The sequence below is a fragment of the Streptomyces tyrfis genome (assembly GCF_037034285.1).
In the GTDB taxonomy this organism is placed as follows: Bacteria; Actinomycetota; Actinomycetes; order Streptomycetales; family Streptomycetaceae; genus Streptomyces.
This window is the reverse complement of record NZ_JBAGJZ010000075.1, coordinates 1-25,060: the sequence shown is the minus strand read 5'-3', so window position 1 is coordinate 25,060 and position 25,060 is coordinate 1. Positions and strand designations below refer to the sequence as shown.

At 72.4% G+C, this 25,060-nt stretch carries 23 protein-coding genes; 10 read left to right on the top strand and 13 right to left on the bottom strand.

Annotated features, from left to right (window positions below):
• Positions 1 to 149 precede the first annotated feature (149 nt).
• Positions 150 to 653 (bottom strand): DinB family protein, encoded by a 504-nt coding sequence (locus tag WA762_RS33965; RefSeq protein WP_335941383.1) that lies wholly within the window; start codon positions 651 to 653, stop codon positions 150 to 152.
• Between the two features lie 229 nt (positions 654 to 882).
• Between WA762_RS33965 and WA762_RS33960 the strand changes: the two genes are divergently transcribed.
• Positions 883 to 1,476, top strand: coding sequence for a hypothetical protein (locus tag WA762_RS33960; RefSeq protein ID WP_335941381.1), 594 nt, complete (start codon positions 883 to 885; stop codon positions 1,474 to 1,476).
• Between the two features lie 98 nt (positions 1,477 to 1,574).
• On the opposite strand, the gene WA762_RS33955 is transcribed toward WA762_RS33960, so the two are convergent.
• From WA762_RS33955 to WA762_RS33935, 5 genes are all read right to left on the bottom strand, one after another.
• Positions 1,575 to 2,033 (bottom strand): DUF3592 domain-containing protein, encoded by a 459-nt coding sequence (locus WA762_RS33955; RefSeq protein WP_335941379.1) that lies wholly within the window; start codon positions 2,031 to 2,033, stop codon positions 1,575 to 1,577.
• 136 nt (positions 2,034 to 2,169) lie between these two features.
• Positions 2,170 to 2,754 (bottom strand): hypothetical protein, encoded by a 585-nt coding sequence (locus WA762_RS33950; protein ID WP_335941377.1) that lies wholly within the window; start codon positions 2,752 to 2,754, stop codon positions 2,170 to 2,172.
• A gap of 215 nt (positions 2,755 to 2,969) precedes the next feature.
• On the bottom strand, positions 2,970 to 4,970 hold the full coding sequence (locus WA762_RS33945) for a COX15/CtaA family protein (RefSeq protein ID WP_335941376.1): 2,001 nt from the start codon (positions 4,968 to 4,970) through the stop codon (positions 2,970 to 2,972).
• 496 nt (positions 4,971 to 5,466) lie between these two features.
• Positions 5,467 to 6,897, bottom strand: a complete 1,431-nt coding sequence (locus WA762_RS33940) for an APC family permease (protein ID WP_335941374.1) — start codon at positions 6,895 to 6,897, stop codon at positions 5,467 to 5,469.
• Positions 6,894 to 8,048: a Zn-dependent alcohol dehydrogenase gene (locus tag WA762_RS33935; protein ID WP_335941372.1), complete on the bottom strand. Its 1,155-nt coding sequence runs from the start codon at positions 8,046 to 8,048 to the stop codon at positions 6,894 to 6,896. The genes WA762_RS33940 and WA762_RS33935 overlap by 4 nt, the downstream gene beginning before the upstream one ends.
• Before the next feature lie 388 nt (positions 8,049 to 8,436).
• Between WA762_RS33935 and WA762_RS33930 the strand changes: the two genes are divergently transcribed.
• On the top strand, positions 8,437 to 9,021 hold the full coding sequence (locus WA762_RS33930; RefSeq protein WP_335941370.1) for a helix-turn-helix domain-containing protein: 585 nt from the start codon (positions 8,437 to 8,439) through the stop codon (positions 9,019 to 9,021).
• A 123-nt stretch (positions 9,022 to 9,144) separates the two neighbouring features.
• Here WA762_RS33930 and WA762_RS33925 read toward each other — a convergent pair whose 3' ends face one another.
• Complete coding sequence (locus tag WA762_RS33925; protein WP_335941368.1) at positions 9,145 to 9,537, bottom strand: DUF192 domain-containing protein; 393 nt, start codon at positions 9,535 to 9,537, stop codon at positions 9,145 to 9,147.
• Positions 9,538 to 9,634: 97 nt separating this feature from the next.
• On the opposite strand from WA762_RS33925, the gene WA762_RS33920 reads away from it, so the two are divergent.
• The 3 genes from WA762_RS33920 (at position 9,635) to WA762_RS33910 (ending at position 12,203) form a co-directional block, all read left to right on the top strand.
• Entirely contained in the window at positions 9,635 to 10,552 is a 918-nt protein-coding gene (locus WA762_RS33920) for an A24 family peptidase (RefSeq protein ID WP_335941366.1), read from the top strand.
• A 197-nt stretch (positions 10,553 to 10,749) separates the two neighbouring features.
• The gene (locus WA762_RS33915) at positions 10,750 to 11,604 is read left to right on the top strand and encodes a class I SAM-dependent methyltransferase (RefSeq protein WP_335941364.1); all 855 of its coding nucleotides are present in this window, start codon (positions 10,750 to 10,752) and stop codon (positions 11,602 to 11,604) included.
• A gap of 140 nt (positions 11,605 to 11,744) precedes the next feature.
• Positions 11,745 to 12,203 (top strand): hypothetical protein, encoded by a 459-nt coding sequence (locus tag WA762_RS33910; protein ID WP_335941362.1) that lies wholly within the window; start codon positions 11,745 to 11,747, stop codon positions 12,201 to 12,203.
• A gap of 343 nt (positions 12,204 to 12,546) precedes the next feature.
• On the opposite strand, the gene mgrA is transcribed toward WA762_RS33910, so the two are convergent.
• Positions 12,547 to 13,587: an L-glyceraldehyde 3-phosphate reductase gene (mgrA, locus tag WA762_RS33905; RefSeq protein WP_335941361.1), complete on the bottom strand. Its 1,041-nt coding sequence runs from the start codon at positions 13,585 to 13,587 to the stop codon at positions 12,547 to 12,549.
• A gap of 202 nt (positions 13,588 to 13,789) precedes the next feature.
• Between mgrA and WA762_RS33900 the strand changes: the two genes are divergently transcribed.
• From WA762_RS33900 to WA762_RS33885, 4 genes are all read left to right on the top strand, one after another.
• Positions 13,790 to 14,551, top strand: coding sequence for an isoprenyl transferase (locus WA762_RS33900; RefSeq protein ID WP_335941385.1), 762 nt, complete (start codon positions 13,790 to 13,792; stop codon positions 14,549 to 14,551).
• A gap of 344 nt (positions 14,552 to 14,895) precedes the next feature.
• On the top strand, positions 14,896 to 16,218 hold the full coding sequence (locus WA762_RS33895) for a PhoH family protein (RefSeq protein WP_335941360.1): 1,323 nt from the start codon (positions 14,896 to 14,898) through the stop codon (positions 16,216 to 16,218).
• 389 nt (positions 16,219 to 16,607) lie between these two features.
• A complete protein-coding gene (locus tag WA762_RS33890) occupies positions 16,608 to 17,306 on the top strand; it encodes an aggregation-promoting factor C-terminal-like domain-containing protein (RefSeq protein WP_335941358.1) in 699 nt (232 codons plus the stop codon).
• A 134-nt stretch (positions 17,307 to 17,440) separates the two neighbouring features.
• Positions 17,441 to 18,871: an AI-2E family transporter gene (locus tag WA762_RS33885; protein WP_335941356.1), complete on the top strand. Its 1,431-nt coding sequence runs from the start codon at positions 17,441 to 17,443 to the stop codon at positions 18,869 to 18,871.
• A gap of 197 nt (positions 18,872 to 19,068) precedes the next feature.
• Here WA762_RS33885 and WA762_RS33880 read toward each other — a convergent pair whose 3' ends face one another.
• Together WA762_RS33880 and WA762_RS33875 are read right to left on the bottom strand one after the other, a co-directional pair.
• The gene (locus WA762_RS33880) at positions 19,069 to 19,602 is read right to left on the bottom strand and encodes an alkyl hydroperoxide reductase (protein WP_335941354.1); all 534 of its coding nucleotides are present in this window, start codon (positions 19,600 to 19,602) and stop codon (positions 19,069 to 19,071) included.
• 12 nt (positions 19,603 to 19,614) lie between these two features.
• Positions 19,615 to 20,169, bottom strand: a complete 555-nt coding sequence (locus tag WA762_RS33875) for a peroxiredoxin (protein WP_335941352.1) — start codon at positions 20,167 to 20,169, stop codon at positions 19,615 to 19,617.
• 131 nt (positions 20,170 to 20,300) lie between these two features.
• Between WA762_RS33875 and WA762_RS33870 the strand changes: the two genes are divergently transcribed.
• Entirely contained in the window at positions 20,301 to 21,269 is a 969-nt protein-coding gene (locus WA762_RS33870) for a hydrogen peroxide-inducible genes activator (RefSeq protein WP_335941350.1), read from the top strand.
• Positions 21,270 to 21,389: 120 nt separating this feature from the next.
• On the opposite strand, the gene WA762_RS33865 is transcribed toward WA762_RS33870, so the two are convergent.
• Genes WA762_RS33865 through WA762_RS33855 form a run of 3 tightly spaced genes read right to left on the bottom strand, consistent with a single transcriptional unit; the run spans position 21,390 to position 24,996 of the window.
• A complete protein-coding gene (locus WA762_RS33865; protein ID WP_335941348.1) occupies positions 21,390 to 23,792 on the bottom strand; it encodes an FtsX-like permease family protein in 2,403 nt (800 codons plus the stop codon).
• On the bottom strand, positions 23,789 to 24,475 hold the full coding sequence (locus WA762_RS33860) for an ABC transporter ATP-binding protein (protein WP_335941346.1): 687 nt from the start codon (positions 24,473 to 24,475) through the stop codon (positions 23,789 to 23,791). Before WA762_RS33860 ends, WA762_RS33865 begins: the two co-directional genes overlap by 4 nt.
• Positions 24,472 to 24,996: a PadR family transcriptional regulator gene (locus WA762_RS33855; protein WP_335941344.1), complete on the bottom strand. Its 525-nt coding sequence runs from the start codon at positions 24,994 to 24,996 to the stop codon at positions 24,472 to 24,474. The genes WA762_RS33860 and WA762_RS33855 overlap by 4 nt, the downstream gene beginning before the upstream one ends.
• Between the last annotated feature and the right edge of the window lie 64 nt (positions 24,997 to 25,060).

The following is a 25,060-nucleotide window of genomic DNA, read 5'->3' as shown; positions in this document are numbered from 1 at the left end:
TAGGGACGGGCGGACGGCGGCAGGGGGACGGGGAGTACACGAGGCCGGGCCGGGCCGCGCCGGGAGCCGTCCGGGCCGGGGGCCCGGGGGCCGGGCGCGACCAGGCGAAGGCAGGCGGGTTCAGGCGGGTTCAGGCGGGTTCAGGCTCCTCAGGCCCCGGTGGTGCCGTCGACGATCTCGCGGATCATGTCGAGATGGCCGTTGTGCCGGGCGGTCTCCTCGATCAGATGCAGGACGATCCAGCGCAGATCGGGGTGTCTGCCGTCGCGGCGCGGACGCTTCGCCGGGGTGTCCAGGCTGTGCGACGCGACCAGTTCGCGGTAGCGGGTCGTGCGGGCCTCGTAGGCCGACAGCACCTCCGCGAGCGGCATGTCCACCGCGATGCGCATCTCACGGTCGGGGTCCTCGTCCGTCCAGGGACCCTCGTCCTCGCCGCCGAGGAACGCCACCTCGAACCAGTAGTACTCGACCCAGCTGAGGTGGTTGATCAGCCCGGCGATCGTCATCAGCGGTGATCCGGGAAGCGGGGCCCGGCGGGCGTCCTCCGGCGAGACCCCCTCGCATTTCGCCCGCGCGGTGTCGCGCGTGTAGTCGAGAAAGGTGGCCAGCTGGGTGCGCTCGTCCCATGCGGGAGGCGAATCGGTGCGTGTCATCGGCGTACACGATGGGCGTGGGCGGGAGCGTTTGTCCACCGGAATTCCCCAATGGGGCCCGCACCTGGGTCCGTGGGCCCACGCCCGGGCGGGCGGGGCTGATTACGCTCGTGGCGACCGACCGCGAGCCCACCCGACCGGCGCCCGTCGTGAGCGCCCGTCCGGCGCGCCCATACGCACCATGACCTGCACAACTCCACCTGATTCCTTTTCATGGGGTGATGTGTCGATGAGTGATGGTTTCTTCTACTCGTACCACCTCGGCTGGAGCCGCCCGGACGCCGAGTCCCTCTTCGCCGATCTGGAGGCGGCCGGGCTACGGCTCAGCCACCCCGTCACCCGGCGGGTCACGCTCATCGGGCCGGGGCCCGACCCGTGGGGCAGCCTGTCCTGGGTGACCCGGGAACAGCTCGTGCTCCTGGCCGGGCTGCAACGGCTCGACAGCGTCGACTTCCTGCTCTGGACCGAAGGGGGAACCGACGTCCCGGCGCGTGTCCACAGGACGCCGGACGGGGTCGTCGCGCTCGAATTCGGGCTCGGCCGGCTGACCCGGGACGAACAGGAGGCGGCGGCACGGGCCATCCGGGAGGCCATCGGGCGGGCCTCCGTGCTCTGCATCGGGTTCGTCGTCGACCGGGAGGGAGCCTCCGCGGCGACCGACTGGAGCGGTGTCGTCGTCAAGGGAACGTCCTTCTTCGACAGCTGGCCCGACACGCTCGCCGTGCGGCACGAGATCGCCGCGGTGCAGCCGCAGTTGTTCGGCGTGGCGTCGTACGACCAGTCGCCGTGGATGCTGTTCGGGAGCGAGGTTCCCAGCCGGTAGCGGAGGGCCCTCGGAGCGGTCCCGGAGCCCCCGAGCCCCTCAAATCCTCGATCCCCGGCCCCTCACGCCTCCCAAGTCCCTCACGCCTCTCAAGTCCCTCAGATTCCCTCCAGCCAGCCCCGCGACGCCGCGAACCCCAGCAGCAGGCCGACCGCGAAGACGCCCAGTCCGACGGCGAACACCGCGGGCATCAGCACCGGCCCCCACGCCCTCCGCCCGGCGATCGTGGGGTGCCGCGCCGGGTCCGCGGGGTCGTAGCTGACCCGGACCGGGGCCCCGACCTCAAGGCCGAACGGGCCCGGGGCGTGGTCGGTGAACTCGATCTCGCGGCCGTCCCGGGTCCGGAACGCGAAGACGTACTCGGTGGCGTACCTGGTCTCCGCGCCCGGCCCCCGGTCGACCATCCGCCGGTCCACGCACCGGCCCTCCGCGTGCTCACCGCGACGGAGCAGCCACAGCACCCGGCGCAGGCGCAGCGCGAACCGGACGGCCAACGCGCCGAGGACGAGGCCGAACACGAGCATGAAGGTGGCCATGCCCCCGGGCAGGATCTGCATGAACGAACGCCTCTGATCCCTTGAATCCGTGATCCGTTACTCGATTTACCGGGTGCGCCGCGCCGCCGGACTTCCGGGCCCGTCGGACTTCTGGGCCCGTCGGACTTCCGGGCCCGTCCGGCCCGCGGCGCGAGCGCTACTTCACCGTGATCGACTGGACGAGCGCGTCGAGGTCCTGGCGGCTCAGCGACCCCTTCACCGCGTTGATCCGCACGGCGAACGGCACATGCTTCGAGTCGACGCCCGCCACCACGACGCCGGTCATCGGCGTGCCCGGAGCGGGGGTCCGGTCCTTGCCGCTCGACGTGAACTCGTAGTCGATCCTCCGTGCGTCACGGGCGCTCTCCGCCCCCGCGAGCCGGACGTCCGAGGTCTCCTTGCGGGCCGCGCCCAGGCCGATGCCGGCGCCCGCGGCGGCCGCGGCCTCGCCGGCGTCGTCCACGCCCGTCGCGAAGTCCAGCTGCACGGAGACCATGCCCGTGCGCAACCCGCCCTCCTCCTTGAGCGCCACGGCGGCGTTCGCCTTCGCGCGCTCGGCGGCGGGCTGCTCCTTGTACCCCTTCTTCTCGGGGTATCCGACGGACAGGCTCTTCGTGTCCAGCGTGCCCCAGCCCTCCGGGACGGACGCGGCCTCGTCGCCGCAGCCGGTGAGCAGGGTGAGGCCGATGGCGGCGGCGGTGACCGCGCCGAGCGCCCGGGACATCTTCATCGTCGTCGTCATCGTCCTTCGCCTCTTCGTCGTGCGTGATTGCCGTACGCCGTCCGTCGCGCGCCGTACGCCGTGTGCGACGGCACGGCCCGCGCCGGACGCGCGCCGTGTGCCGCACGGGCGGCCGTACCCGTGGCTACAGCTACAGCTACAGGTACGGCCGCCCCTTTGGCTACCCGTGCCGGCCGGCAGCGCCGTTTCACGCGGCCGGCCGGCACGGGCCCGCGTCACTTCGCGCAGTAGCTGTACGGGAGGTACGAGCGCTTGTCGCCGTTCGGGGCCCCGAGGAACTGCGCGTCCGTCAGGGTCTCCTTCTTGTGCTCGTCCGAGACGGAGAACCCGAGGCTCATGCCGAGCGAGACCTCGAAGCCGAACTCCTGGGCGTCCGTCTGGCCGTGGTACTTCATCGAGCTCGACAGTCCGTCCTGGAACATCAGCTGTTCGAACGGGTCGTTCCCGGCGGGCTTCTGCTCCATCGAGCGGTCGCCGAACATGTACTCGAACGGGGCGGTGTTGTCGCCGGAGCCGTTCAGCCACTGCTCGGCGATGGCCCGCTTGGCCTCGGTGGCCTGGTCCGTGTCCTTGCCGAAGATGATCGAGTTCGTCGTGACCTCGATGCCGGTGTCGCCGGAGGAGTCGGTGCCGCTGACCTTGCCGCCGCGCTTGTCGCCGTCCTTCTTGCCGTTGTCGCCGCTGATGTCGCCCTTGTTGGCGGTCGAACCGCCCTCGTGGGTCTGGGTCATGTCGATGCGGACGATCTTGCCGGTCTTCTGGTCGCGGGTGACGGTGATCGCCCCGGTCCGGCTGTCCTTCGCGGAGGCCGCGCCGCCGTACGGGCCGACCGTGCCGCTGACCTTGCCCTCGAGTTCGAGCTTGGCGGTGTACGTGTACGACTCGTTGCCGTTGACGTCGTCCTTGGTGATGGTCGCCTCGGGGGAGAACTTCGCCTTGCCGCCGAGCTTGGCGCCGAGCTTGGTCTCGTCGCCCGAGCTGATGGAGAGGCCGCCGTCCGCGTAGGCGTTGAGGCCGATCGTCGAGTACGAGATCTTCTTGTCGCCGATCTTCTTCTCGACGTCCTTCTTCTTGTCGGCCCACTTCATCCCGGAGTACCAGCCGCCGCCGTAGCCACCGCTGTACTTGGTGGAGGTCTCCCACATCTTCATCTCTTCGATGTCGTCGCGCATCTTCTGGGCCTCCTCCTCGCTCTTGAAGACCCAGGTGTCACCGTTGGTGATCTTGATGCCGCCGCCGACGTCCACATCGGCCTTGCCCAGCTTGCCGAGCTTGACGCCGGGGGTGCTGGCGGTGGCGCCGGCGGACGCGGCGTCCGTGAACGTCATGTAGACCAGCTTGTCGTTCTCGTCGACCTTGCCGTCGCCGTTCACGTCCGTGTTGGCCTGGCTGACCTTCTGCTGGAAGCCGTACTCGTTGCCCCACTCGAACCAGCCGATCTTGACCTTGCCGCCGACGGTGTCGGAGACGCTGGAGACCTGGCACATCTTGGGCTCGTAGTCGGCGTCCGTCTTCGGCTTGGCGGTGGTGTCGCCGCCGCCGCCCGAGGAACAGCTGCCACCGCCGCCGCCCATCGAGCTGATCACGCAGAGGATGCGCTCGCCGATCTGCCCGCCGATGCCCGCCACGGCCATCGCGCCGATCATCGTGACGACGAGGACGACGACCCCGAGGTACTCCATCGCGGTGGCCCCGCCGTCCCGCCAGGAGTACCGGTACGGCTCGGGCGACCGCTCGTCCTCGCGCTCCTCCAGCAGCCGGTGGACGGCCAGCCCCGCGGCGGAACCGGTGGCCAGCGACACGATCGGCATCAACGTGCCCTCGACGCCCACGAGATGCCAGGAGACGGCGAGCCCGTAGACGACCGCCGCCACCGGTACGCCCAGGGCGGCGAGCAGCGTCAGTGGACGGGACTCGCGCCGCTCGTACGGCAGGACCCGGGCCGAGGCCAGCACGGTGACGACCGTCGTGATGACGTTGGGCACGTGCAGCAGGCCGAGACGCCAGCCGAACGAGGCCAGCCGCTCCTCGGTGGCGAACAGCTCCAGGAGCCCGCGCGACACCAGATATCCGGCGGCGATGTAGACCAGGGCGCCGGCGGCCCAACTACGGGTCAGGGCGAAGAAGACGCCGCTGCCCGCGCCGGAGGAGTCACCTCCGCCCCCCGGTGGTATGTGGCCCGCGTTCCCGCTTCCCCAGCCCCCGCCACCCGTCACGGCACTTCCTCTCCGACGCCCGCTTGCCCTGCCCTTCCCCGCCGTCGCGCATGCGGGGTGTGGACGTGAGCGTACGGATGTACGGGCCGGGTGACCTGGGCCCTTGGCCCCAAAGACGGGCCCAACCGCCGGGCGTCGGCGTGGGCGTCGGGCGCGCCGCCGGCATCGCCCGTGCCGGACGTGCCGTCCGCGGCGAACATGTCATCCGCGCCGGACGTGCCGTCCGCGGCGACGTGCCGCCCATGCCGCTCGCGTCGAACGCGCCGAACGCGTCGGACATGCCGAACGCGCCGGACATGCCGAACGCGCCGGACATGCCGGTGCCCCGCCCTGCCCGCGAGGGGGTGCGGGGGAGGGGCGGGGCACCGGGGCGCCGGGCGTCGGCGGGAGGCGCCGGACGCCGGGCGCCGGGAGGGCGGCACGCCGGGGAGCGCGCCGCCGTGGCGGGGAGTCCGGCGGCGGTCCGGAGCTCGGCCCGGACCGCCGCCCGGGGCCGTCAGTCGAGGTCGTCCGCGAACGTTCCCGCCCGCTCGGCGACCTCCGGCCGCCGTATCCGCAGCACGGCGAAGCCGACGACCCCGACGACCAGCGCGCCGACGAACACGTACGGCAGCACGTTCAGCGGCCACTCCGGGACGGGCCACAGGTTGCGGTAGAAGACGTAGACCATCGCGGCGGCGCCGATCAGCCCCAGGCCCCAGGTGAGCAGCAGCCCGCGGGCCCCGATCCGGCGCACGAACAGCGGCGCGGCCAGGCACACCAGGGTGTAGCTGAGCATGTAGCCGAAGACGCCGATGGTGTCGATGTACGACGTCGCGTTCAGCGGCGCGGTGCCGGCGCCGACCACGAGCACCGCCGGGACGGCGACGAACGGGGTGACGGTCCAGATCGCGGCGGACGGGGTGCGGTGGCGGGGGTGGGCGACACCGAGCCGGGCCGGCATCACGCCCTCGTTCGCCATGCCGAACAGCAGCCGGGCGGCGACGGTGATGCAGGCCATCACCACGGCCACGAACGAGGCGGCGAAGCCCGCGTGCAGGAAGAACTTCAGGAAGCCGAGACCGGACATCTCCGCCAGCTCGTCCATCGGGTCGGAGCTCCTGCCCAGCGCGTCCGCCCCGCCGAACCCGGCGACCTGCGCGTAGGTGGCGAACATGTAGAGCACACCGGCCAGGATCGCGCTGCCCATCACCGAGCGGGGGATCGCCCGGTACGGGTCGGTGGCCTCGGCGCCCAGCGACGCCGCGCCCTCGAAGCCGACGAAGCCGAGCACGCCCAGCACCACGGCGAAGACGATCCCGTCGAGGGTGGAGCCGCTCAGGCTCAGCTGGTCGGTGTCGATCACGTTCCCGCTCTTGAAGAAGGCGGGGAGCAGAACGACGACGATGAGGACGATCGACACCACCTCCAGCACGGAGGCGACCCGCGCCGCCGTCCGCACACTGGCGATCGTCAGCCGCATGGCGACGGCGGCCAGCAGCACGTCCAGCAGGATCTGGCCGGTGACGCCGGTGAAGAGCCCGATGCCGATCTGGTCGAGGGCGCGCGCCGTGTAGTACCCGGCGCCCGCGAGCGAGCCCGAACCGATGCATATCGCCCCGATGAGCAGCGCCCATCCGGTGACGAAGGAACCGGGCGCCCCGAGCGAGAGCCGGGAGAACGCGTACAGCGAACCGACCCCGGCGCGCCTGCGGGCGAACACGCAGATGCAGTACGCGATGGCCAGGACGGCCGCCATGGCCAGGAAGAACGAGAACCAGGCGCCGTTGCCCGCGGACGCCGCCATGCTGGCGGGCGCGAACGCGATGACGGCGCTGGGCGCGACGTTCGCGACGCTCTGCGCGCCGACCTCGAACGTGGAGACGGAACGGTGGGCCAGTCCGTCGGCCTGCCCGTGCGAGGCGGCCCGCTGTCCGGTGATGCTCATCTCCGGTCCTCCTTCTCCATCATCAGCAGCTGGCGCAGGGCGTGCCCGGCGGCGAGGTCGGCCAGGGCGTCGCCCGCCTCGTCCAGCGGGCGGCGGGCCGAGATCATCGATTCCACGTCGAGGTCGCCCGACACCACGAGGTCCACCAGGGCCGGGATGTCACGGGCGGCGTCGACCGAGCCGTAGTTGGAACCGAGGATGCGCTGGTCGGCCTCGGCGAGCGCGAGCGGGTCGAACCGCGCGGTACGGCCGGTCGGCGGCAGGCCGACGATGACGGCGGCGCCGCCCTGGCCCAGCGCCGCGATGGACTGCTCGGTGGTCTCGATCTTGCCGATGGCGTCGAACACGTAGTCCAGGCCCTCCGGGACCAGGGCCCGCAGCGCCTCCACGACATCGCCGTCGCGCGCGTCGACCGCGTCCGTCGCGCCGAGCCGGCGGGCCAGCTCCAGCTTCTCCGGTACGACGTCGACGGCGACGATCCGGCCGGCCTTCGCCAGCCGGGCGCCCTGCACGCAGGACAGCCCGACCCCGCCGCAGCCGATCACGGCGACGGTGGCCCCCGGCTCGACGCCCGCGGTGTTGCGCACCGCGCCGACACCGGTGGCGATGGCGCAGCCGACCAGCGCGATCACGTCGAGCGGCGCGTCCTCGCGCACCTTGATCGCACCGGACTCCGGGACGACGACCCGCTCGGCGAACGAGGAGACGCCCAGGTAGTGGTGGACCGGCTCGCCGTCCACCGAGAGCCGGCTGGTGCCGTCGTACAGCACCCCGCCGGGCGCGACGACCTCGGCGACCAGGCTGCACGCGGCCGGGCGTCCGGCGAGGCAGAACCGGCAGGAGCCGCAGGACGGGACCCAGGAGAGCACGACGTGGTCGCCGGGGGCGAGACCGATGACGCCCGCGCCGACCGCGGTGACGACGCCCGAGCCCTCGTGCCCGAGCACCACCGGGACGGGGTGGTCCCACTCGCCGCGGATGACGTGCAGGTCGGAGTGGCAGACCCCGGCCGCGGCGACGGCGACCTCGACCTCTCCGGGGCCGGGCGGGGCCAGGGTGACGTCGGTGACGGTCACCTCCTGCCCCGGCGAGCGGAAGACGACGCCGCGCACGGTGCGTGCGGCGTTCTCTCGGGAGGACGGGGAGCTCATGGGCTACTCCTCGGGTGGTGCGGGACGAGCGGGGGAGGGGTGGGGGGAGGAAAGAGAGGGGCGGGCGTCACGGGGGACGGCCACCGGGGCGCCGTGTTTAGCGCCATTAAACTTTCGTCAGAGTTTTACAGCACTAAACTCGACGGGTAAAGACCCTTCCGCCCGACTTTTCTCCCCGACCGCTCACCGAGGCCGCGCATCGATCACCCGCCGACCACCCCGCCGCCCGGCCCTCCCGACGGGTCCGGACCGGGCCGGACCACCCGCCGCCCGACCCTCCCGACGGGGCCCGGGTCGCCCGCCGCCCGGCTCGTCCGACGGGGCCCGGCCACTCACCGACCGGTCCCCGGCACTCCCCGTGACAACCGTGACAGGTAGCGTGTCCGCCATGTCCGAAGCCCCTGACAGCCACATGTCCACGATCGGTCCGCGGCTGCGCGAGCTCCGCCTGGCACAGGGGCTGACGCTCGCTCAGATCGCCGAGGCCGCAGGCGTCACCAAGGGGTTCGTCAGCCTCGCGGAGCGCGGCAAGACCTCGGTCTCCGTGCCCACCCTGATCCGCATCTGCGAGGCGCTGGGCACCGGCATCGCCACCCTCTTCGACTACCCCGACCAGGACGTCGTCAAGGGCGGCCAGGGCGCCCGGCTGGAGATGGGCGGCCATGGCATCGAGGAGTTCCTGCTCACCCCGGCCGAGGAGCGGCACGTCCAGGTCATGCGGACGATCCTGACCCCCGGTGGCGGCTCCGGAGGCGCCTACAGCCTGGAGGCCGAGACCGTCTTCGCCTACCTGGTACGGGGCACGCTGCGGCTGACGGTGGACGGCGAGCCCAGGTTCCTGGAGGCCGGCGACTCGACGACGTTCTCGGCGCGCGCCGCCCACGCCTGGGACAACCCCGGCGAGGAGGAGGCCGAGGTGCTCTGGTCGATCGCCCCGGCGCTGCCGCGTTTCCGCACCAAACTCCGTTCGTAGGACGGCCGTTCGCGGGGGCGGGCCCGATGGGCGTGCCAGTGCGGCCGTTCGCGGGGTCGGGGCCCCCGCGGGGGGCCGGGCCGGCGGGGCCCGACGCGCGCCGCCGCCCCGGCCCGCTGCGGGCTATCGCCGCCCGCCGGCCTCCTCCGGGGCGAACTCCACCCGCGTCCCGGGCCGCAGCCCCCACGCCTCCATCGCCCCCGCCTCCGACTCGATCACATGCCGGGCCCGCAGCCGGGGCAGGCCGAGCCGGCCGGGCTTCATCGTGCGGACGGCGATCACGTTGAACTTCCGGTCCACGTACGCCACATCGATGGTGAACCGCATGCCGAAGGTGTGCACGCTCCCGCACGGAGTGATCAGCAGCGCGCCGTCGATCCCGTCCTGTTTCAGCAGCCCCCGGCTCCTGGCCCGGTACGTGGCCGCGATCCGCAGCGGTATCCCCGCCCCCCGTCCCCCCTGTGCGTCGGTGACCGTCAACGTTCCCTCGCCATTGCGCCATTGAGCCATGGTCATGACGGTAGCGCCCGGTCACGGCCGGTGGGTCCGGAACGGCGCGCGGTGGGCCCCAGGGCCCATGACCCGTATCCGGCCTCCGCCTAGGGTCGGCACCGTGTACGCCATGCTGACAGTGCTCGCCGCACTCTGGGGAGCGGCGTCCGGGCTCCTGGTCCCGCGCGCCGCCTACCGGTTCTCCGTCGAACCCGAACACGCCTGGCGCGACACCTGCCCCGGGGGCCACGCCCTGACCGGGGCCCTCGGCGGGTGGCTCGGCTCCACCCGGTGCGCAGCGTGCGCGACGGCGGTACCGACGGCCGCCGCCGCACGCCCCGGAGCGGCGTCCGAGGAAGCCCCGGCGGCGGCTCCCGGGAAGGCGGCCGAGGAAACCCCCGCGGCAGCTCCCGGGGAAGCCCCCGAGGGAGGCGCCGCGGCCGACGGACCGGGCGTCGGCGCCGGTGCCGGGGACCCCGCCACGCGCCCCGGTGCGCGTTACGCGCCGGGGGCGCTCATTCCCGTCGTCTCCGCGCTCGCCTGCGCCGTCCTCGCGGCGGCCACCGGGTTGCGGCCCGAGCTCGCCGTGTGGCTCCTGCTGGCCCCGGTCGGCGTCCTCCTCGCGACCGTCGACCGCCGCGTCCACCGGCTGCCCGACCAGCTGACCCTGCCCGCCGCCGCGGCGGTCGCCGCTCTCCTCGGCGTCGCCGCGCTGCTTCCCGAGCACGCCGGGCACTGGGTGTCCGGCCTCCTCGGCGGGGCGGCCCTCGGCGGCTTCTACTTCCTGCTCTTCCTGATCAACCCGAACGGCATGGGCTTCGGGGACGTCAAGCTCGCCCTGTCCCTGGGCGTGGCCCTGGGCTGGTACGGCTGGGGGGTCCTGTTCGCCGGAGGCTTCGCCGGCTTCCTGCTGGGCGCGGTGTACGGGCTCGCGCTGATGATCCTGGGGCGGGCGGGACGCAAGACCGGCATCCCCTTCGGCCCCTTCATGATCGCGGGCGCCCTGCTGGGGATACTGCTCGGCGGCCTCGCCGCCTGACCCGGCCGCCCCGGGCCCCGCCCGCCCGGCCGGGGCTCCCGGGCCCCGCCCGCTCGGCCCGGGCCCCGGCCGCTCCGGGCCCGGCCCGCCCCCGAGCCCGGCTGCCGAATCCGCTCGCCGCCGAATCCGCTCGCCGCCGAGTCCCCGCCGCCGAATCCCGGTCGCGCGCGATGCCGCCCGGCTGACACGATCCCCGTATGCCCGGAACACCCGAGGAACCACGAGCAGGATCACGACCACGGCCGGAGCCCGGAACCGCCCCCGGAACCGCCCCCGAATCCGCGACGGCCGCGGAGCGCGCGCGGTTCGACGCCCTCGTCGCCGAGGCCGCCGCCGTCTCCGTCGACGGCTGGGACTTCTCCTGGCTCGACGGCCGGGCCACCGAGCAGCGCCCGTCCTGGGGGTACGCCCGCGCCATGGCGGACCGGATGGCCCGGGCCCGGGCGGCGCTCGACGTCCAGACCGGCGGGGGCGAGGTCCTCGCCTCCGTGCCGAGGCTGCCGCCGCTCACCGTCGCGACCGAGTCGTGGCCGCCGAACATCGCCCGCGCCACCGCCCTGCTGCACCCGCGCGGGGCGGCCGTGGTCGCCGACCCGGACGAACCGCCGCTGCCGTTCGGGGACGACGCCTTCGACCTGGTGGTCAGCCGGCACCCGGTGACCACCTGGTGGACGGAGATCGCCCGGGTGCTCGCGCCCGGCGGCACGTACTTCTCGCAGCAGGTCGGCCCGGCCAGCGTCTTCGAACTCGTCGAGTACTTCCTCGGCCCGCAGCCGCCCGAGGTGCGCCGCGCCCGCGACCCGGAACGGGCCCGGGCCGCCGCCGAGGCGGCCGGACTGGAGGTCGTCGATCTGCGGATGGAACGGCTGCGCACCGAGTTCTTCGACATCGGCGCCGTCGTCTACTTCCTGCGGAAGGTGATCTGGATGGTGCCGGGGTTCACCGTCGAGGAGTACCGCCCGCGACTGGCCGAACTGCACCACCGGATCGAGACCGAGGGACCGTTCGTCGCCCACACCACCCGGTTCCTGATCGAGGCCCGCAAACCCTGACGGCCCCACGAAACCGGCCTCACGAATCCGGCCCACGAAACCGGCCGCGCGAGGACGGGCCCGGGCCCGGGCGGACCCCGCCCGCCGCTTCCGGACGGAGGTGGGACCCTGTACGGAGAGTACATGGGAGGGAACTGGCCATGAGGACGGGCAACGAAGAAGGAGTCCCGCGGGTACCGCGGCAGGGCAGGGCGGACTGGCTCAGGGGCGCGCGGATCGTCGGGGTGTACGGCGTCCGCTACCGGCCGGAGGGCCTGATGGGGGAGCCCGAGGCCGCGGAGTTCCTGCTGGCCGACGGGCAGTCGGTGCTGCTGACCTGCGCTTCCGACCGGACCCTGCGGGTCGGGCCCGGTTCCTGGCCGCGGCTGCCTGACTGGTGCGTGCCGTCCGGGCAGTGGGAGTTCGCCGCCGTGCCCGGCCTGCCGGAGCCGCCCGAGGGCGGCTGGACCGTCACCCGTACCGAGGAACGCAGGGATGAACGCGGCGAGGTGCGGGAGGCCGTCATCCGGTGCGAGGACGGACGCTTCGTCGTCGTCGGCGGCGACTCGCTGGCGGTCCGCTTCACCCGCGACCACCGCGGCGCGCCGGCCACCGCCTGAACCGCGCGCACCGGCCTCCGCCGCCGGAACCCGGCCGTTCGCCGGGTGCGCCGGCGGCGGCCGGAGGCCCGTGGCGCCCCGGCCGGCGGCCCCCCGGCTCCCCGGTCTGCCGGCCGTGCTCGCACCGGAGTCCGACGAGTCCGGAGAGTAATTGTGGAGTGGCGTGGCACGCAGCACGACTTACGAAGGGTTATGGTGGAAACCCCCCCTCGGGCCGGTCCGTAACCCCCCCCACGGACCGGCCCGTTTTTCTGCGCCGATTCCGGGCGCCGCGAGGGCCGGGCCCCGGACCCGCCGAAGCCCCGCGTCCCGGCCTCCCGGCCCCGGACGTCAGCCGTGTGCGTCAGCCGCGTCCGGCCCAGATGTTGGCGCCCGCGGTGTCCACGGCGAAGACGTCGATCTCCCGCAGCTCCTCGTCGGTCAGCGGCGCACCGGCGAGCGCCGCGACGTTCTCCTCCAGCTGCCGCACGCTCGACGCGCCGATCAGCGCCGAGGTCATGCGACTGTCCCGGAGCACCCAGTTCAGCGCCAGCTGGGCCAGCGACTGGCCGCGCCGCGCGGCGATGCCGTTCAGCCCGTTCAGCCGGCGGACCACCTCCTCGGAGAGCAGACCGGGGTCCAGCGACTTGCCCTGGGTGGCGCGCGAACCCTCCGGGATGCCCGCCAGGTACTTGCCGGTGAGCAGCCCCTGGGCCAGCGGCACGAAGGAGATGCAGCCCATGCCGGCCGCCTCCAGGGTGTCCAGCAGCCCGTCGTCCTCGATCCAGCGGTTGATCATCGAATAGGACGGCTGGTGGATCAGGGCCGGCACGCCCATCTCCCTGAGCAGCCGGGCCGCCTCGGCGGTCTGCGCCGCGTCGTACGAGGACACGCCCACGTACAGCGCCTTGCCCTGCCGCACGGCGGAGGCCAGCGCCCCCATCGTCTCCTCCAGCGGAGTGTCCGGGTCGAAGCGGTGCGAGTAGAAGACGTCGACGTAGTCGAGGCCCATCCGCTTCAGCGAGGCGTCCAGCGACGACAGCAGATACTTGCGGGACCCCCATTCGCCGTAAGGGCCGGGGTGCATCTCGTAACCGGCCTTGGTGGAGACGATCAGCTCGTCCCGGTACGGGGCGAAGTCCTGCCGGAAGATCTTGCCGAAGTTCAGCTCGGCGGAGCCCGGCGGCGGCCCGTAGTTGTTCGCCAGGTCGAAGTGGGTCACACCGAGGTCGAAGGCGCGGCGCAGGATCGCCCGCTGGGAGTCCAGCGTGCGGTCGTCGCCGAAGTTGTGCCAGAGGCCGAGGGAGACGGCGGGGAGGCGGAGACCGCTGCGCCCGCTGCGGCGGTACTCCATGGAGTCGTAACGTGTATCGGCGGCTTGGTAGAAGAGAGGAGAATCAGTCACGTTTCTCTCCTTATCACGGACTTGTGACAGACCGGGTTGGGCCGGTCTGCCGCCCGCGCAGTAATGTGTCGGTCCCGGGGAACTGCGAGGGCGTGGCGGAGCGACGGACTCTGCGGAGCGGTGCGGCGATCCCCAGAGAGGCGACCCCCGGACCCCGGCCGACGGGGCGGGCGGGCCCGCACGGAACCGAGAGGTGAACTCAGTGAACTTGCGCGACCTGGTGTACAGGCTCTACGCGCGCCGGGTGGAGGCCCGCCTCGACCACACCCAGGTGCCCAAGCACATCGGCGTCATCCTCGACGGCAACCGGCGCTGGGCGAAGGCCTCCGGGGGCACGGCCGCGCAGGGACACCAGGCCGGGGCGGACAAGATCCAGGAACTGCTCGGCTGGTGCAGCGAGACCGACGTGGAGGTCGTCACCCTCTGGCTGCTGTCCACGGACAACTTCGACCGGCCCGAGTCCGAGCTGACCCCGCTCCTCGGCATCATCGAGAACACCGTGCGCGATCTCGCGGCGGACGGCCGCTGGCGCGTCCACCACGTCGGCACGCTCGACCTGCTGCCCGCCCACACCCAGACCGTCCTCAAGGAGGCCGAACAGGCGACCCTCGGCGTCGACGGGATACTGGTCAACGTCGCCGTCGGCTACGGCGGGCGCCAGGAGATCGCGGACGCGGTGCGTTCGCTGCTGCTGGAGCACTCGGAGAAGGGGACGTCCTTCGAGGACCTGGCCGAGATCGTCTCCACCGACCTGATCTCCGAGCACCTCTATACCCGGGGTCAGCCCGACCCGGACCTGGTCATCCGCACCAGCGGCGAGCAGCGGCTGTCCGGCTTCATGCTCTGGCAGAGCGCCCACTCCGAGTACTACTTCTGCGAGGTCTTCTGGCCGGCGTTCCGCCGCGTCGACTTCCTGCGCGCCCTGCGCGACTACGCGGCCCGCCACCGCCGCTTCGGCGGCTGACGCCTCCTCGGACGAGGCCCCCGCGCGCGGCCCGGAGCTCTCCGCCCGCGCCCCGGCGCATCCCGTCCGCGCCCCGCCCCGGCATGGCTTCGGGTGTTCGAGGGAATACCCCTGACAGGCCGACGCCCGGTCACAGCCAGGCGGGCGTCGGGTCCAAGTGAGCGGCATGGAGTCCGCTCGTCCGGGAGGCCCTTTGCACACGAAGGACCGTACACACAGCGCGTCCGACGCGGAGGGCCGGCGCTCGGCCCGTGCATCGGGGCCGCAGCCCGGTCGTCCTCTCCCATTGGGATGCTCCGCGACGCCGTCGCACCCCAACCTCGTCCGAGGGGGTACGTCCTTCCGTGGTGACCAGCACAAAGCGCCGCATGTCCGACAGGCGCACCTACGTTCTCGACACCAGCGTCCTGCTGGCCGATCCGAACGCCATGGCCCGCTTCGACGAGCACGAGGTCGTGCTCCCGATCGTCGTGGTCACGGAACTGGAGGCCAAGAGGCACCACCCGGAGCTGGGGTACTTCGCCCGACAGGCCCTGCGCCTGCTGGACGACTTCCGCACCCGGTACGGCCGGCTGGACGCCCCGATCCCACTGGGCGGCCTCGGCGGGACGCTGCGCGTCGAGCTCAACCACTCGGATCCCGGCGTGCTCCCCGCCGGCTACCGCCTGGGTGACAACGACTCACGGATCCTCGCGGTCGCGCGCAACCTCCAGGCCGAGGGGTACGACGTCACGGTCGTCTCCAAGGACCTGCCGCTGCGCATCAAGGCGTCCTCGGTCGGCCTCCTCGCCGAGGAGTACCGCGCCGAGCTGGCCATCACCGACTCCGGCTGGACGGGGATGTCGGAACTGCCGCTGGCCGCCGAGCAGGTCGACCTGCTCTACACGGAGGAGACGCTCCACGTCCCCGAGGCGGCCGAACTGCCGGTCCACACCGGGCTGGTCCTCCGGTCCGAGCGCGGCAAGGCCCTGGGCCGGGTCACCGCCGACGGGAACGTACGCCTGGTGCGCGGCGACCGCGAGGTCTTCGGCATCCACGGACGCAGCGCCGAGCAGCGCATCGCGCTCGATCTCCTCCTCGACCAGGACGTCGGGATCGTGTCACTGGGCGGCCGGGCCGGCACCGGCAAGTCGGCGCTGGCGCTCTGCGCCGGCCTCGAAGCCGTGCTGGAGCGCAGGCAGCACCAGAAGGTGATGGTCTTCCGCCCGCTGTACGCGGTCGGCGGGCAGGAGCTGGGCTACCTCCCCGGCACCGAGGCCGAGAAGATGAGCCCCTGGGCGCAGGCCGTCTTCGACACCCTGTCCGCGGTCGCCGGACGCGAGGTCATCGAGGAGGTGCTGGGGCGCGGCATGCTGGAGATCCTGCCGCTGACCCACATCCGGGGCCGCTCGCTGCACGACTCCTTCGTGATCGTCGACGAGGCGCAGTCCCTCGAACGGAACGTCCTGCTGACCGTGTTGTCCCGGATCGGGGCGAACTCCCGGGTGGTCCTCACGCACGACGTGGCCCAGCGGGACAACCTGCGGGTCGGGCGGTACGACGGGGTCGTCGCCGTGGTCGAGAAGCTGAAGGGGCACCCGCTCTTCGCCCATGTCACGCTCACCCGGTCCGAGCGTTCGCCCATCGCCGCCCTGGTGACCGAAATGCTGGAGGAAGGCCAGATCTGATACGGGATACGCCCGTTGGTGCCGCCCGGTGAGCGCAGCAGCTTAGCCGGGCGGCATCCCGCTGCGGGGATTTTCCGTAAATCACTTGCTCCAAACGAGGTGTGAGCTTTCCCACGCAACGGAGAATTGCTTCCCGGCGTGCCGTTCCGGCAGAGTCTTGCTTCCGTCAGGCCCCGCATACGGCACACCCGCACCTCCCGAGGTGCCACGCACCACACAACTCAACAACATCGGCCGTATGCCGCCCGCGAGCACCACGCGGCGCCCCCTTCCCGGGGTCGCCCACCGGGCCCGTCGCCTCCCGTGACCCAAGCAGTGGGGAGGCCAGTGCCAGGGGCACGATTGCGCCCGCGAGGTCACCTAAGCGGGCGATGCTGGAAGGAAACCGTGTGAGCCGGATCTCGGTCCGGGGGTTCGCCGTGGCGTCAGCCACCGCGGTCACCACCGTCGGCGCCGTCGTGGGCGTTGCCTCGGGCAGCACTCCCGCTGCCGACGACAACAACTTCGAGGCGACCGCAGCGGACACCACGCTGCTCGCGGACATCCCCGCCGGTCAGCAGGCCCAGGTGCAGACCGCCTCGCTGACGCAGCAGGCCGACGCCCAGGCTTCCGCCGCCGACGCGGCCGCGAAGAAGTCCGTCGAGGAAGCGGCCCGCTTCCAGGCCGCCAAGGACGCCAAGGCGAAGAAGCAGGCGGCCGAGGCGAAGCTGGAGAAGGAGCGCAAGGAGAAGGAAGCCGAGCGCGCCAATCGTTCCGAGGTCCGCAGCACGGCATCGTTCGCCCAGCAGAGCTCGTACACCGTGGCCCAGGTCCAGGCGATCGCCCGCCAGATCGTGCCCGCCGACCAGTTCCAGTGCTTCAGCAACATCGTGAACCACGAGTCGACGTGGAACTACCGGGCGAGCAACCCGTCCTCCGGCGCCTACGGCCTGGTGCAGGCGCTGCCCGGCTCGAAGATGGCGAGCGCGGGCGCCGACTGGCAGACCAACCCGGCCACACAGATCAAGTGGGGCCTCAGCTACATGGACGGCCGTTACGGCAGCCCCTGCGGCGCCTGGTCGTTCTGGCAGGCCAACCACTGGTACTGAGTCCCGGTACCGAGGTCTCAACCTCCCGAAGCCCCTCGCCGTCCTACGGTGAGGGGCTTCGCGCGTGTACGGTCGGGTCCGGACGGCTCGGCCGGTGAGCGGTGGGGAGAGGGAGCGGGGGAAGAGGGACGATCATGTCGAGACTTCCGGGGTGGCTGGGCCGCCTGGGCATGGAACTGACCGACCTGGGCGGCCGGCTGGAGCAGCGCAAGATCGAGGCCGGGGCCGGGGCGGGCGTGGACATGGACGTGGACGTACCGGCCGCGCCGCCGGTGACGGGCGGCCCCGTGCCGGACGACACGGGCCGGCGGGACGCCGCGGACCATGTGCCGCCCCCGCCCGCGTACGCCCCCTCGGTCGCGGCCCGGCCCGATCCGGTCGAGGCCATCCCCTGGAGCATGCGGGTCGCCGCCGAGGCGGGCTGGCGGCTGCTGGTCCTGGCGGGCACGCTCTGGGTGCTGATGAAGGTCATCAGCGCCGTGCAACTGGTGGTGCTGGCGTTCGTCGCCGCGCTGCTGGTCACCGCGATGCTCCAGCCGACCGTCGCCCGGCTGAAGCGGTACGGGCTGCCACGCGGCCTCGCCACCGCCGTCACCGCGATCCTGGGCTTCGTCGTCATCGGCCTGGTCGGCTGGTTCGTGGTCTGGCAGGTGATGGACAACCTCGACACCCTCTCCGACAAGGTGCGGGCGGGGATCGAGGAGTTGAAGCACTGGCTGCTCGACAGCCCCTTCCACGTCACCGAGCAGCAGATCAACGACGTCGCGAAGAACCTCAGCGACACCATCGGCACCAACACCGAGGAGATCACCTCCGCCGGGCTGCAGGGCGTCACCGTGATGGTGGAGTTCCTCACCGGGGGGCTGCTGGCGATGTTCTCGACGCTCTTCCTGCTCTACGACGGGAAGCGGATCTGGCACTGGGTGCTCAAGCTGGTGCCCGCGCAGGCCCGGCCGGGCGTCGCCGGGGCGGGGCCGCGGGCCTGGCGGACGCTGACCGCCTATGTGCGGGGCACGGTCATAGTGGCGCTGATCGACGCGATCTTCATCGGGCTCGGGATCTGGTTCCTCGACGTCCCGATGGCGGTGCCGCTCGCCGTGTTCATCTTCCTCTTCGCCTTCATCCCGCTGGTCGGCGCGGTGATCTCCGGGACGCTCGCGGTGGTCGTGGCGCTGGTCACCGAGGGGGTCTTCACGGCGCTGATGGTGCTCGTGGTGGTGCTCGCGGTGCAGCAGATCGAGGGCCATGTGCTGCAGCCGTTCATCCTGGGGCGCGCGGTACGGGTGCATCCGCTCGCCGTCGTGCTGTCCGTCGCGGCGGGCGGCATGATCGCGGGCATCGGCGGAGCCGTCGTCGCCGTGCCGCTGGTCGCGGTCACCAACACGGTGGTCGGCTATCTGCGCGCGTACGGGCAGGAGGAGGCGCTGCGGCACTCCCCGCCGCCACGAGGGGCGACCGCGCTGGACGTCGCCCCCACGCCCGCGCCGGGCGCGTCGCCCGAGACCGGCGACCGCGACGGCGGCGCGAGGGACGGCGGCGCGAAGGACGCGGCCGGCAGGCCCTGAACCGGGCCGGGGCCGCGCCCAGCCGGGAGACGGCGCGCCCGCGCGGGAGACAGCGCGCCGCGCGGGAGGCGGGGCCGTGCGGCGGACGGGGCCCGCGCGGGAGACGGACAGATCCGCGCGGGGAGGCGGACAGAGAAGAGCCCCGGGGACGGTCGGTCGTCCTCGGGGCTCTTCCCGTACCAGGGGCGGTGCCGGTCCTACTCGGCGAGCACGGCCTCGGAGTCGAGCGTCACGCCGACCGCCTGGATCACCGCGGCGATCTTGAACGCCTCCTGGATCGTCTCACGGTCCACGCCGGCCTTGCGCAGCACCTGCTCGTGGGAGTCCAGGCACTGGCCGCAGCCGTTGATCGCGGAGACCGCGAGCGACCACAGCTCGAAATCGGTCTTCTCCACACCGGGGTTGCCGATGACGTTCATCCGCAGCCCCGCGCGCAGCGTCCCGTACTCGGGGTCCGACAGCAGGTGCCGGGTCCGGTAGAAGACGTTGTTCATCGCCATGATGGCGGCGGCCGACTTCGCGGCGGAGTACGCCTCCGCGGAGAGGTTGGCCTTCGCCTCCGGCTCCAGCTCGCGCAGCACCTTCGGCGAGCGCGAGGCGATCGCGCAGGCGAGGACGGTGCCCCACAGCTGCTGCTGCGGGAGCCCGCTGTTCCCGATGACCGAACCGAGGTTCAGCTTCAGGTCCTTCGCGAAGTCCGGGACGGCGGCCTTCAGTTCGTCGAGAGCCATGGCGTCGTCAGCTCACTCGCCCGCGAGGAGCGCGACCGGGTCGAGGGTGTCGTCGCCCTTGCTCCAGTTGCACGGGCACAGCTCGTCGGTCTGCAGGGCGTCGAGGACCCGCAGGACCTCCTTGGGGTTACGGCCCACGGAACCGGCGGTCACCATCGTGAACTGGATCTCGTTGTTCTGGTCGACGATGAAGACGGCGCGCTGGGCGAAGCCGTCCTCGCCCTCGATGCCGAGCGCGCGCATGAGCTCGTGCTTCGAGTCGGCCAGCATCGGGAACGGCAGGTCGGTCAGGTCCGGGTGGTCCTTGCGCCAGGCGTGGTGCACGAACTCGGAGTCGCCGGAGAAGCCGAGGATCTGGGCGTCACGGTCGGCGAACTCGTCGTTCAGCTTACCGAAGGCGGCGATCTCGGTGGGGCACACGAAGGTGAAGTCCTTCGGCCACGCGAAGACGATCTTCCACTTGCCCTCGTAGGTCTTGTGGTCGATCTGCTCGAACTCCTTGCCCTTCTCCAGCGAGACGCAGGCGGTCAGATCGAACTCGGGGAACTTGTCACCGACAGTGAGCACGCGCTCTCCTTGCAGCGTCGGAAGTCCCTTCTGGGTACTTCCGAGAGGGTTGGACGGTCACCACCTTGGCACAGAGTGCATTGATAGTGGAAATAGCTACAATCGGTCGTGATGATCGGAGGTGCCTATCAGTGGCACGGAGTATTCACGGCAATCAGGGCAACCGGACCAAGCAGCCCAGCCTGTCGCAGCTGCGCGCCTTCGCGGCCGTCGCCGAGTGCCTGCACTTCCGGGACGCCGCGGCGGCCATCGGGATGAGCCAGCCGGCGCTCTCCGGAGCCGTGTCGGCGCTGGAGGAGACGCTGGGAGTCCAGCTCATCGAGCGTACGACGCGCAAGGTGCTGCTCTCGCCGGCCGGGGAGCGGCTCGCGGTCCGCGCCCGGGCGGTGCTGGAGGCGGTCGGGGAGCTGATGGAGGAGGCCGCGGCGGCCCGGGCGCCCTTCACCGGGGTGCTCAGGCTGGGAGTGATCCCGACCGTCGCCCCGTATCTGCTGCCGACCGTGCTGCGGCTGGTCCATGACCGCTATCCCGAACTCGACCTCCAGGTGCACGAGGAGCAGACCTCCTCGCTGCTGGAGGGGCTGGCCGCGGGCAGGCTGGACCTGCTGCTGCTCGCCGTGCCGCTCGGCGTGCCGGGCGTGACCGAACTCCCGCTCTTCGACGAGGACTTCGTGCTGGTGACGGAGCGGGACCACTGGCTGGGCGGGCGCGGCGAGATCCCGCGCGAGGCGCTGCGCGAACTGCCCATGCTGCTCCTGGACGAGGGGCACTGCCTGCGCGACCAGGCGCTGGACATCTGCCGGGAGGCGGGGCGCGCGGAGGGCGCGCCGGTCACCACCTCCGCCGCCGGGCTCTCCACCCTGGTGCAGCTGGTGGCCGGCGGCCTCGGGGTGACGCTGCTGCCGCGTACCGCGGTGACGGTCGAGACGGGCCGCAACGACGCGCTGGCCACCGGGTACTTCACGGAGCCCGCGCCGTCGCGCCGGGTGGCGCTGGCGATGCGGACGGGGGCCGCGCGGCAGGAGGAGTTCCGGGAGTTCGCGGCCGCCCTGCGGGAGGCGATGCGCTCGCTGCCGGTCCGGGTGACGGCGGGGGAGTAGCGCCGGAGCGGGCGAGACCGGCGGGGCGACGGGCGAGGGAAGAACGAGGCGCGGGGAGAACGAAGGGGTGCGGCCCCCGGGGAAATCCGGGAGCCGCACCCCTGACAGCCGGAACGGCCGTCACTCCGTGCGCAGGCCGTCCGGGCGCATCATGCGCCACAGCGGCGGCAGCGACAGCAGGGAGACCAGCAGGATCATCGCCGCGCCCGCCCCGGCCATCGGCAGGAACAGCCACCAGTCGGTCACGGCCTTGTCGACCATGCGGATCATCACGGCTCCCAGGCCGACACCGCCGGCGACCGCCACCACCAGGCCGACGAGCACCGGGACGGCGGTCTGCCAGAGCACCGACCAGGCCAGCGTCGACCGCCGCGTGCCGAAGGCGACCAGCACCGACAGCAGGCGCTTGCGCTCCCGCAGCTGCTCCAGCTGCGAGACCAGCATCGCGGCGGCGATCAGCAGCAGCGTCGCCGTGCCGCCGACCTGGAGGCCCCGTTGCACGGTGGCGTACTGCTCGTCATGGACCGTCGAGGTCAGGGCGACGACCCGCATGGCGGGGTCGAGCCGGGCCGCGGTGTTCCGCACGTGCTCCGAGACGTCCTTCACGCTCCGGTCCACCCGGAGCTGCGCGTTGGTCTGGGCGTGCGGCAGGGCGCCCGGGTCGATCGCGCCGGGCGTGGCCACGATGCCCGTGTGCTCCTGGCCCATCGGGTCGAGGCGGGCGGTGACGGTCGGGGCGTCGGCGGGCAGGGTCCACAGCATCGACTTCTCGCCGGGCTGCCGGCCCGCCAGATAGTTGAGCTCGACCGGCTTGCCCTTGCGGGCCGTCTGGTCCACCCAGTCGGCCGACTCCTTGTCCTCGGGGTGGACGACGAAGACGTCGCCGTCCGCGCAGGAGCGGAGCCGGGCGATCTCGCGCAGGGTCGGGCAGTCGCCGATGACCAGCGCGGTGGTGGGCTGGGCGTCGGACTCCTCGTACTTGCCCGGCTTCATCACATACGTCTCGACCATGCCGATGACCTCGGTGACGCCCTTGGTGGCCCGGAACTGCTCGATGGTCCGGTTGGCCGTGTCACCGGTGGCGACGTCGGAGAACATGTAGAACTGCGCCCGCTGCGTGTCCTGCCCGGTGAGCCGGTTGAACTCGTCGCCCACCGCCACGAACAGCATCTGCAGGGCCACCGCGCCCGCCACCGCGACCGTGATGCCGCTGACCGCGCGGGAGGCCGCGCCGCTGCTGAGCTGGAGCCGCCGGGTGGCGAGCTGCCAGGACACCGGGCCGCCGCGCAGCCGGTTCACGCACGCCTCGATCAGCCAGGGCAGCAGCAGGGCGAGCCCGACCAGCACCAGCACGGCGCCGCCCGCGACCGGATACGGGTTCACGTCGCCGTGCGGGTCCACCTTCCCGGTCAGCACCAGCACCGCCAGGCCCGCGACCGGGATCAGCAGCCGCCACCAGAGCCGGCGTCCGCGACCGCGGCCGCTCCGCATGACGCCGAGGGGCTCGACCGCCACCGAACGCATGGCGAGCAGCGTGACGAGCACCGCCGCCACCGGCACCACGACCACGATCAGCGCCGCGAGCCACGGGGCCGGGACCAGATCCGCCGGGAAGGCGCTGACGCCCCACACCACGACCGAGCCCGTGAAGTACCGCCCCGCCAGGAAGAACGCCACACCGGCCAGCAGGCCGAGCACCGCCCCGAAGAGCGCCTCGCCGGCCGCGATCCGGCGGGTCGTCCGGATGTCCGCGCCGACCAGGCGCAGCGCGGCCAGCCTGCGGTCGCGCCGGTCGCCGCCGAACCGCACCGAGGTCGCGATGAAGATCGCGACCGGCATCAGCAGGACGACGCAGATCAGGATGATCAGGATGACGAGGATCGGCGGCATGGGCTCCGCCGGTTCCGGGGCGCCGTAACCGGCGATCCGGTAGCCGCCGTTGTTCGTGGTCAGGGTGGAGCTGCCCGCGTAGAAGAGCAGCTCGCCGGGGGAGACCAGGCCCGGGTCGGCGACCGTGCCGGTGATCCGGTACGGCAGCCGGTCCCTGAGCAGGTCGCCCTCCGGGGAGCCCAGCAGCTCCTTCAGCGCGGGGGAGACCACCATGTCGCCCGCGCCGGGAAAGCGCTCCACGCCCGGCGGGAGCACGGGGCGGGCCCCGTCCGGGCGCATCAGGAAGCCCTCGACGACGCGGCCGCGGTACTCCGTCGGCGCGGTGACCCGGACCACCGTGGTGTCCGACTTCGCCACCGCCTCGTCCGGCGAGTCGGACACCTTGCTCTCGGTGCGCGCCTGGCTGCGCGCGGCACGCTCCTCCAGCAGGTGCGGCGCCGAGGCGGCCGCGAGCAGCAGCGCCACGCCGAGACCGACGCCGACGGCGGTCAGCAGGGTGCGGATCCAGCCCTCGCGGCCGCCCGCGGCGGCGAACCGGATGCCCAGGGCGAGGTCGCGGGGCCAGGACGAGGAGGAGCCGGCGGGGCGGGGCGGGGCCCCGGCGGGGGCCTTCTCGTGGACGGGTGCGGTCATGCCGGGTGCTCCAGATCGCGTACCCGGCCGTCACGGACGGTGATGTCGCGGTCGGAGTACGCGGCGACCCTGGCCTCGTGCGTCACCAGCACCACGGCGACGTTGTCGGACCGGGCCGCCTCGGTCAGCAGCTCCATGACCCGCTCGCCGTTGAGGGAGTCGAGCGCGCCGGTCGGCTCGTCCGCGAAGATCACCTTCGGCGACGCGGCCAGCGCGCGGGCGACCGCGACCCGCTGGCCCTGGCCGCCGGAGACCTCGCCGGGGCGCTGGCCGGCGACGCCCTCGACCTCCAGGCGCTCCAGCCAGTGCCGGGCGGTGGCTTCGGCGGTCCTGCGCGGGACGCCGTTCAGCCGCAGCGGCAGGGCGACGTTCTCCACGCAGGTCAGCTCCGGGACGAGCTGGCCGAACTGGAAGACGAAGCCGAAATCGGAACGGCGCAGGGCGCTGCGTTCGGCGTCGGACATCGCGGAGAGCTCGCGGCCCGCGTAGGTGATCGTGCCCCGGTCGGGGGTGACGATTCCGGCGAGGCAGTGCAGCAGGGTCGACTTGCCGGAGCCGGACGGGCCGAGCACGGCGACGACCTCGCCGGGGTGGATGGAGAACGAGGCGCCGTCGAGCGCCGGGGTGGAACCGTAGGACTTGTAGAGCCCGTCGGCGCCGAGCAGGGAGCCGTCGGGGATCACGCGGTGACCTCCGCGGCCAGCCGGTCCAGCCGGGCGGCGGTGACTTCGAGCCAGCGCAGATCGGCTTCGAGGTGGAAGAGCGCGTGGTCGCAGATCAGCTGGTCGGCGAGGTCGCCGCGGCGCTTGCGCTCGGTGAGGACGCGCATGAGGCGCAGATGCTCGACCCGCTGGGTGTCCAGCACGGCCTCGGCGCTGCGACCGGTGAGCAGGGCCAGGACGACCTTGGTGTAGAGCGTCGACTGGAGGTACGGCTCGGGCTTCTCCGGCTCGGCGAGCCAGGCGGCGACGTCGGTGATCCCGGCCTCGGTGATGGCGTAGCGCTTGCGCTCGGGACCGCTGCCGCTCTCGACGCCGTCGACCTCCACGAGGCCGTTCTTCAGCAGCCGGGACATGGTCGAGTAGACCTGGCCGTAGTGCAGGGGGCGGTCGTGGCCGAACCTCTCGTCGAACGCGCGCTTGAGGTCGTAGCCATGGCGGGGGCCGGACTCCAGGAGTCCGAGCAGGGTGTGGCCGATAGACATGCGGAGCACTGTACATGGTGTGTATACATCGGGTTTATACATGGGGGGGGCGGGAGAGCGGCGG

Coding starts and splice junctions, on each gene's coding strand:
- WA762_RS33910 (WP_335941362.1), top strand. CDS start 11,745: ATGAGGACGGGCAACGAAGAAGGAGTCCCGCGGGTACCGCGGCAGGGC.
- WA762_RS33960 (WP_335941381.1), top strand. CDS start 883: ATGAGTGATGGTTTCTTCTACTCGTACCACCTCGGCTGGAGCCGCCCG.
- WA762_RS33925 (WP_335941368.1), bottom strand. CDS start 9,537: ATGACCATGGCTCAATGGCGCAATGGCGAGGGAACGTTGACGGTCACC.
- WA762_RS33950 (WP_335941377.1), bottom strand. CDS start 2,754: ATGACGACGACGATGAAGATGTCCCGGGCGCTCGGCGCGGTCACCGCC.
- WA762_RS33965 (WP_335941383.1), bottom strand. CDS start 653: ATGACACGCACCGATTCGCCTCCCGCATGGGACGAGCGCACCCAGCTG.
- WA762_RS33935 (WP_335941372.1), bottom strand. CDS start 8,048: ATGAGCTCCCCGTCCTCCCGAGAGAACGCCGCACGCACCGTGCGCGGC.
- WA762_RS33915 (WP_335941364.1), top strand. CDS start 10,750: ATGCCCGGAACACCCGAGGAACCACGAGCAGGATCACGACCACGGCCG.
- WA762_RS33940 (WP_335941374.1), bottom strand. CDS start 6,897: ATGAGCATCACCGGACAGCGGGCCGCCTCGCACGGGCAGGCCGACGGA.
- WA762_RS33855 (WP_335941344.1), bottom strand. CDS start 24,996: ATGTCTATCGGCCACACCCTGCTCGGACTCCTGGAGTCCGGCCCCCGC.
- WA762_RS33880 (WP_335941354.1), bottom strand. CDS start 19,602: ATGGCTCTCGACGAACTGAAGGCCGCCGTCCCGGACTTCGCGAAGGAC.
- WA762_RS33865 (WP_335941348.1), bottom strand. CDS start 23,792: ATGACCGCACCCGTCCACGAGAAGGCCCCCGCCGGGGCCCCGCCCCGC.
- WA762_RS33885 (WP_335941356.1), top strand. CDS start 17,441: ATGTCGAGACTTCCGGGGTGGCTGGGCCGCCTGGGCATGGAACTGACC.
- WA762_RS33955 (WP_335941379.1), bottom strand. CDS start 2,033: ATGCAGATCCTGCCCGGGGGCATGGCCACCTTCATGCTCGTGTTCGGC.
- WA762_RS33930 (WP_335941370.1), top strand. CDS start 8,437: ATGTCCGAAGCCCCTGACAGCCACATGTCCACGATCGGTCCGCGGCTG.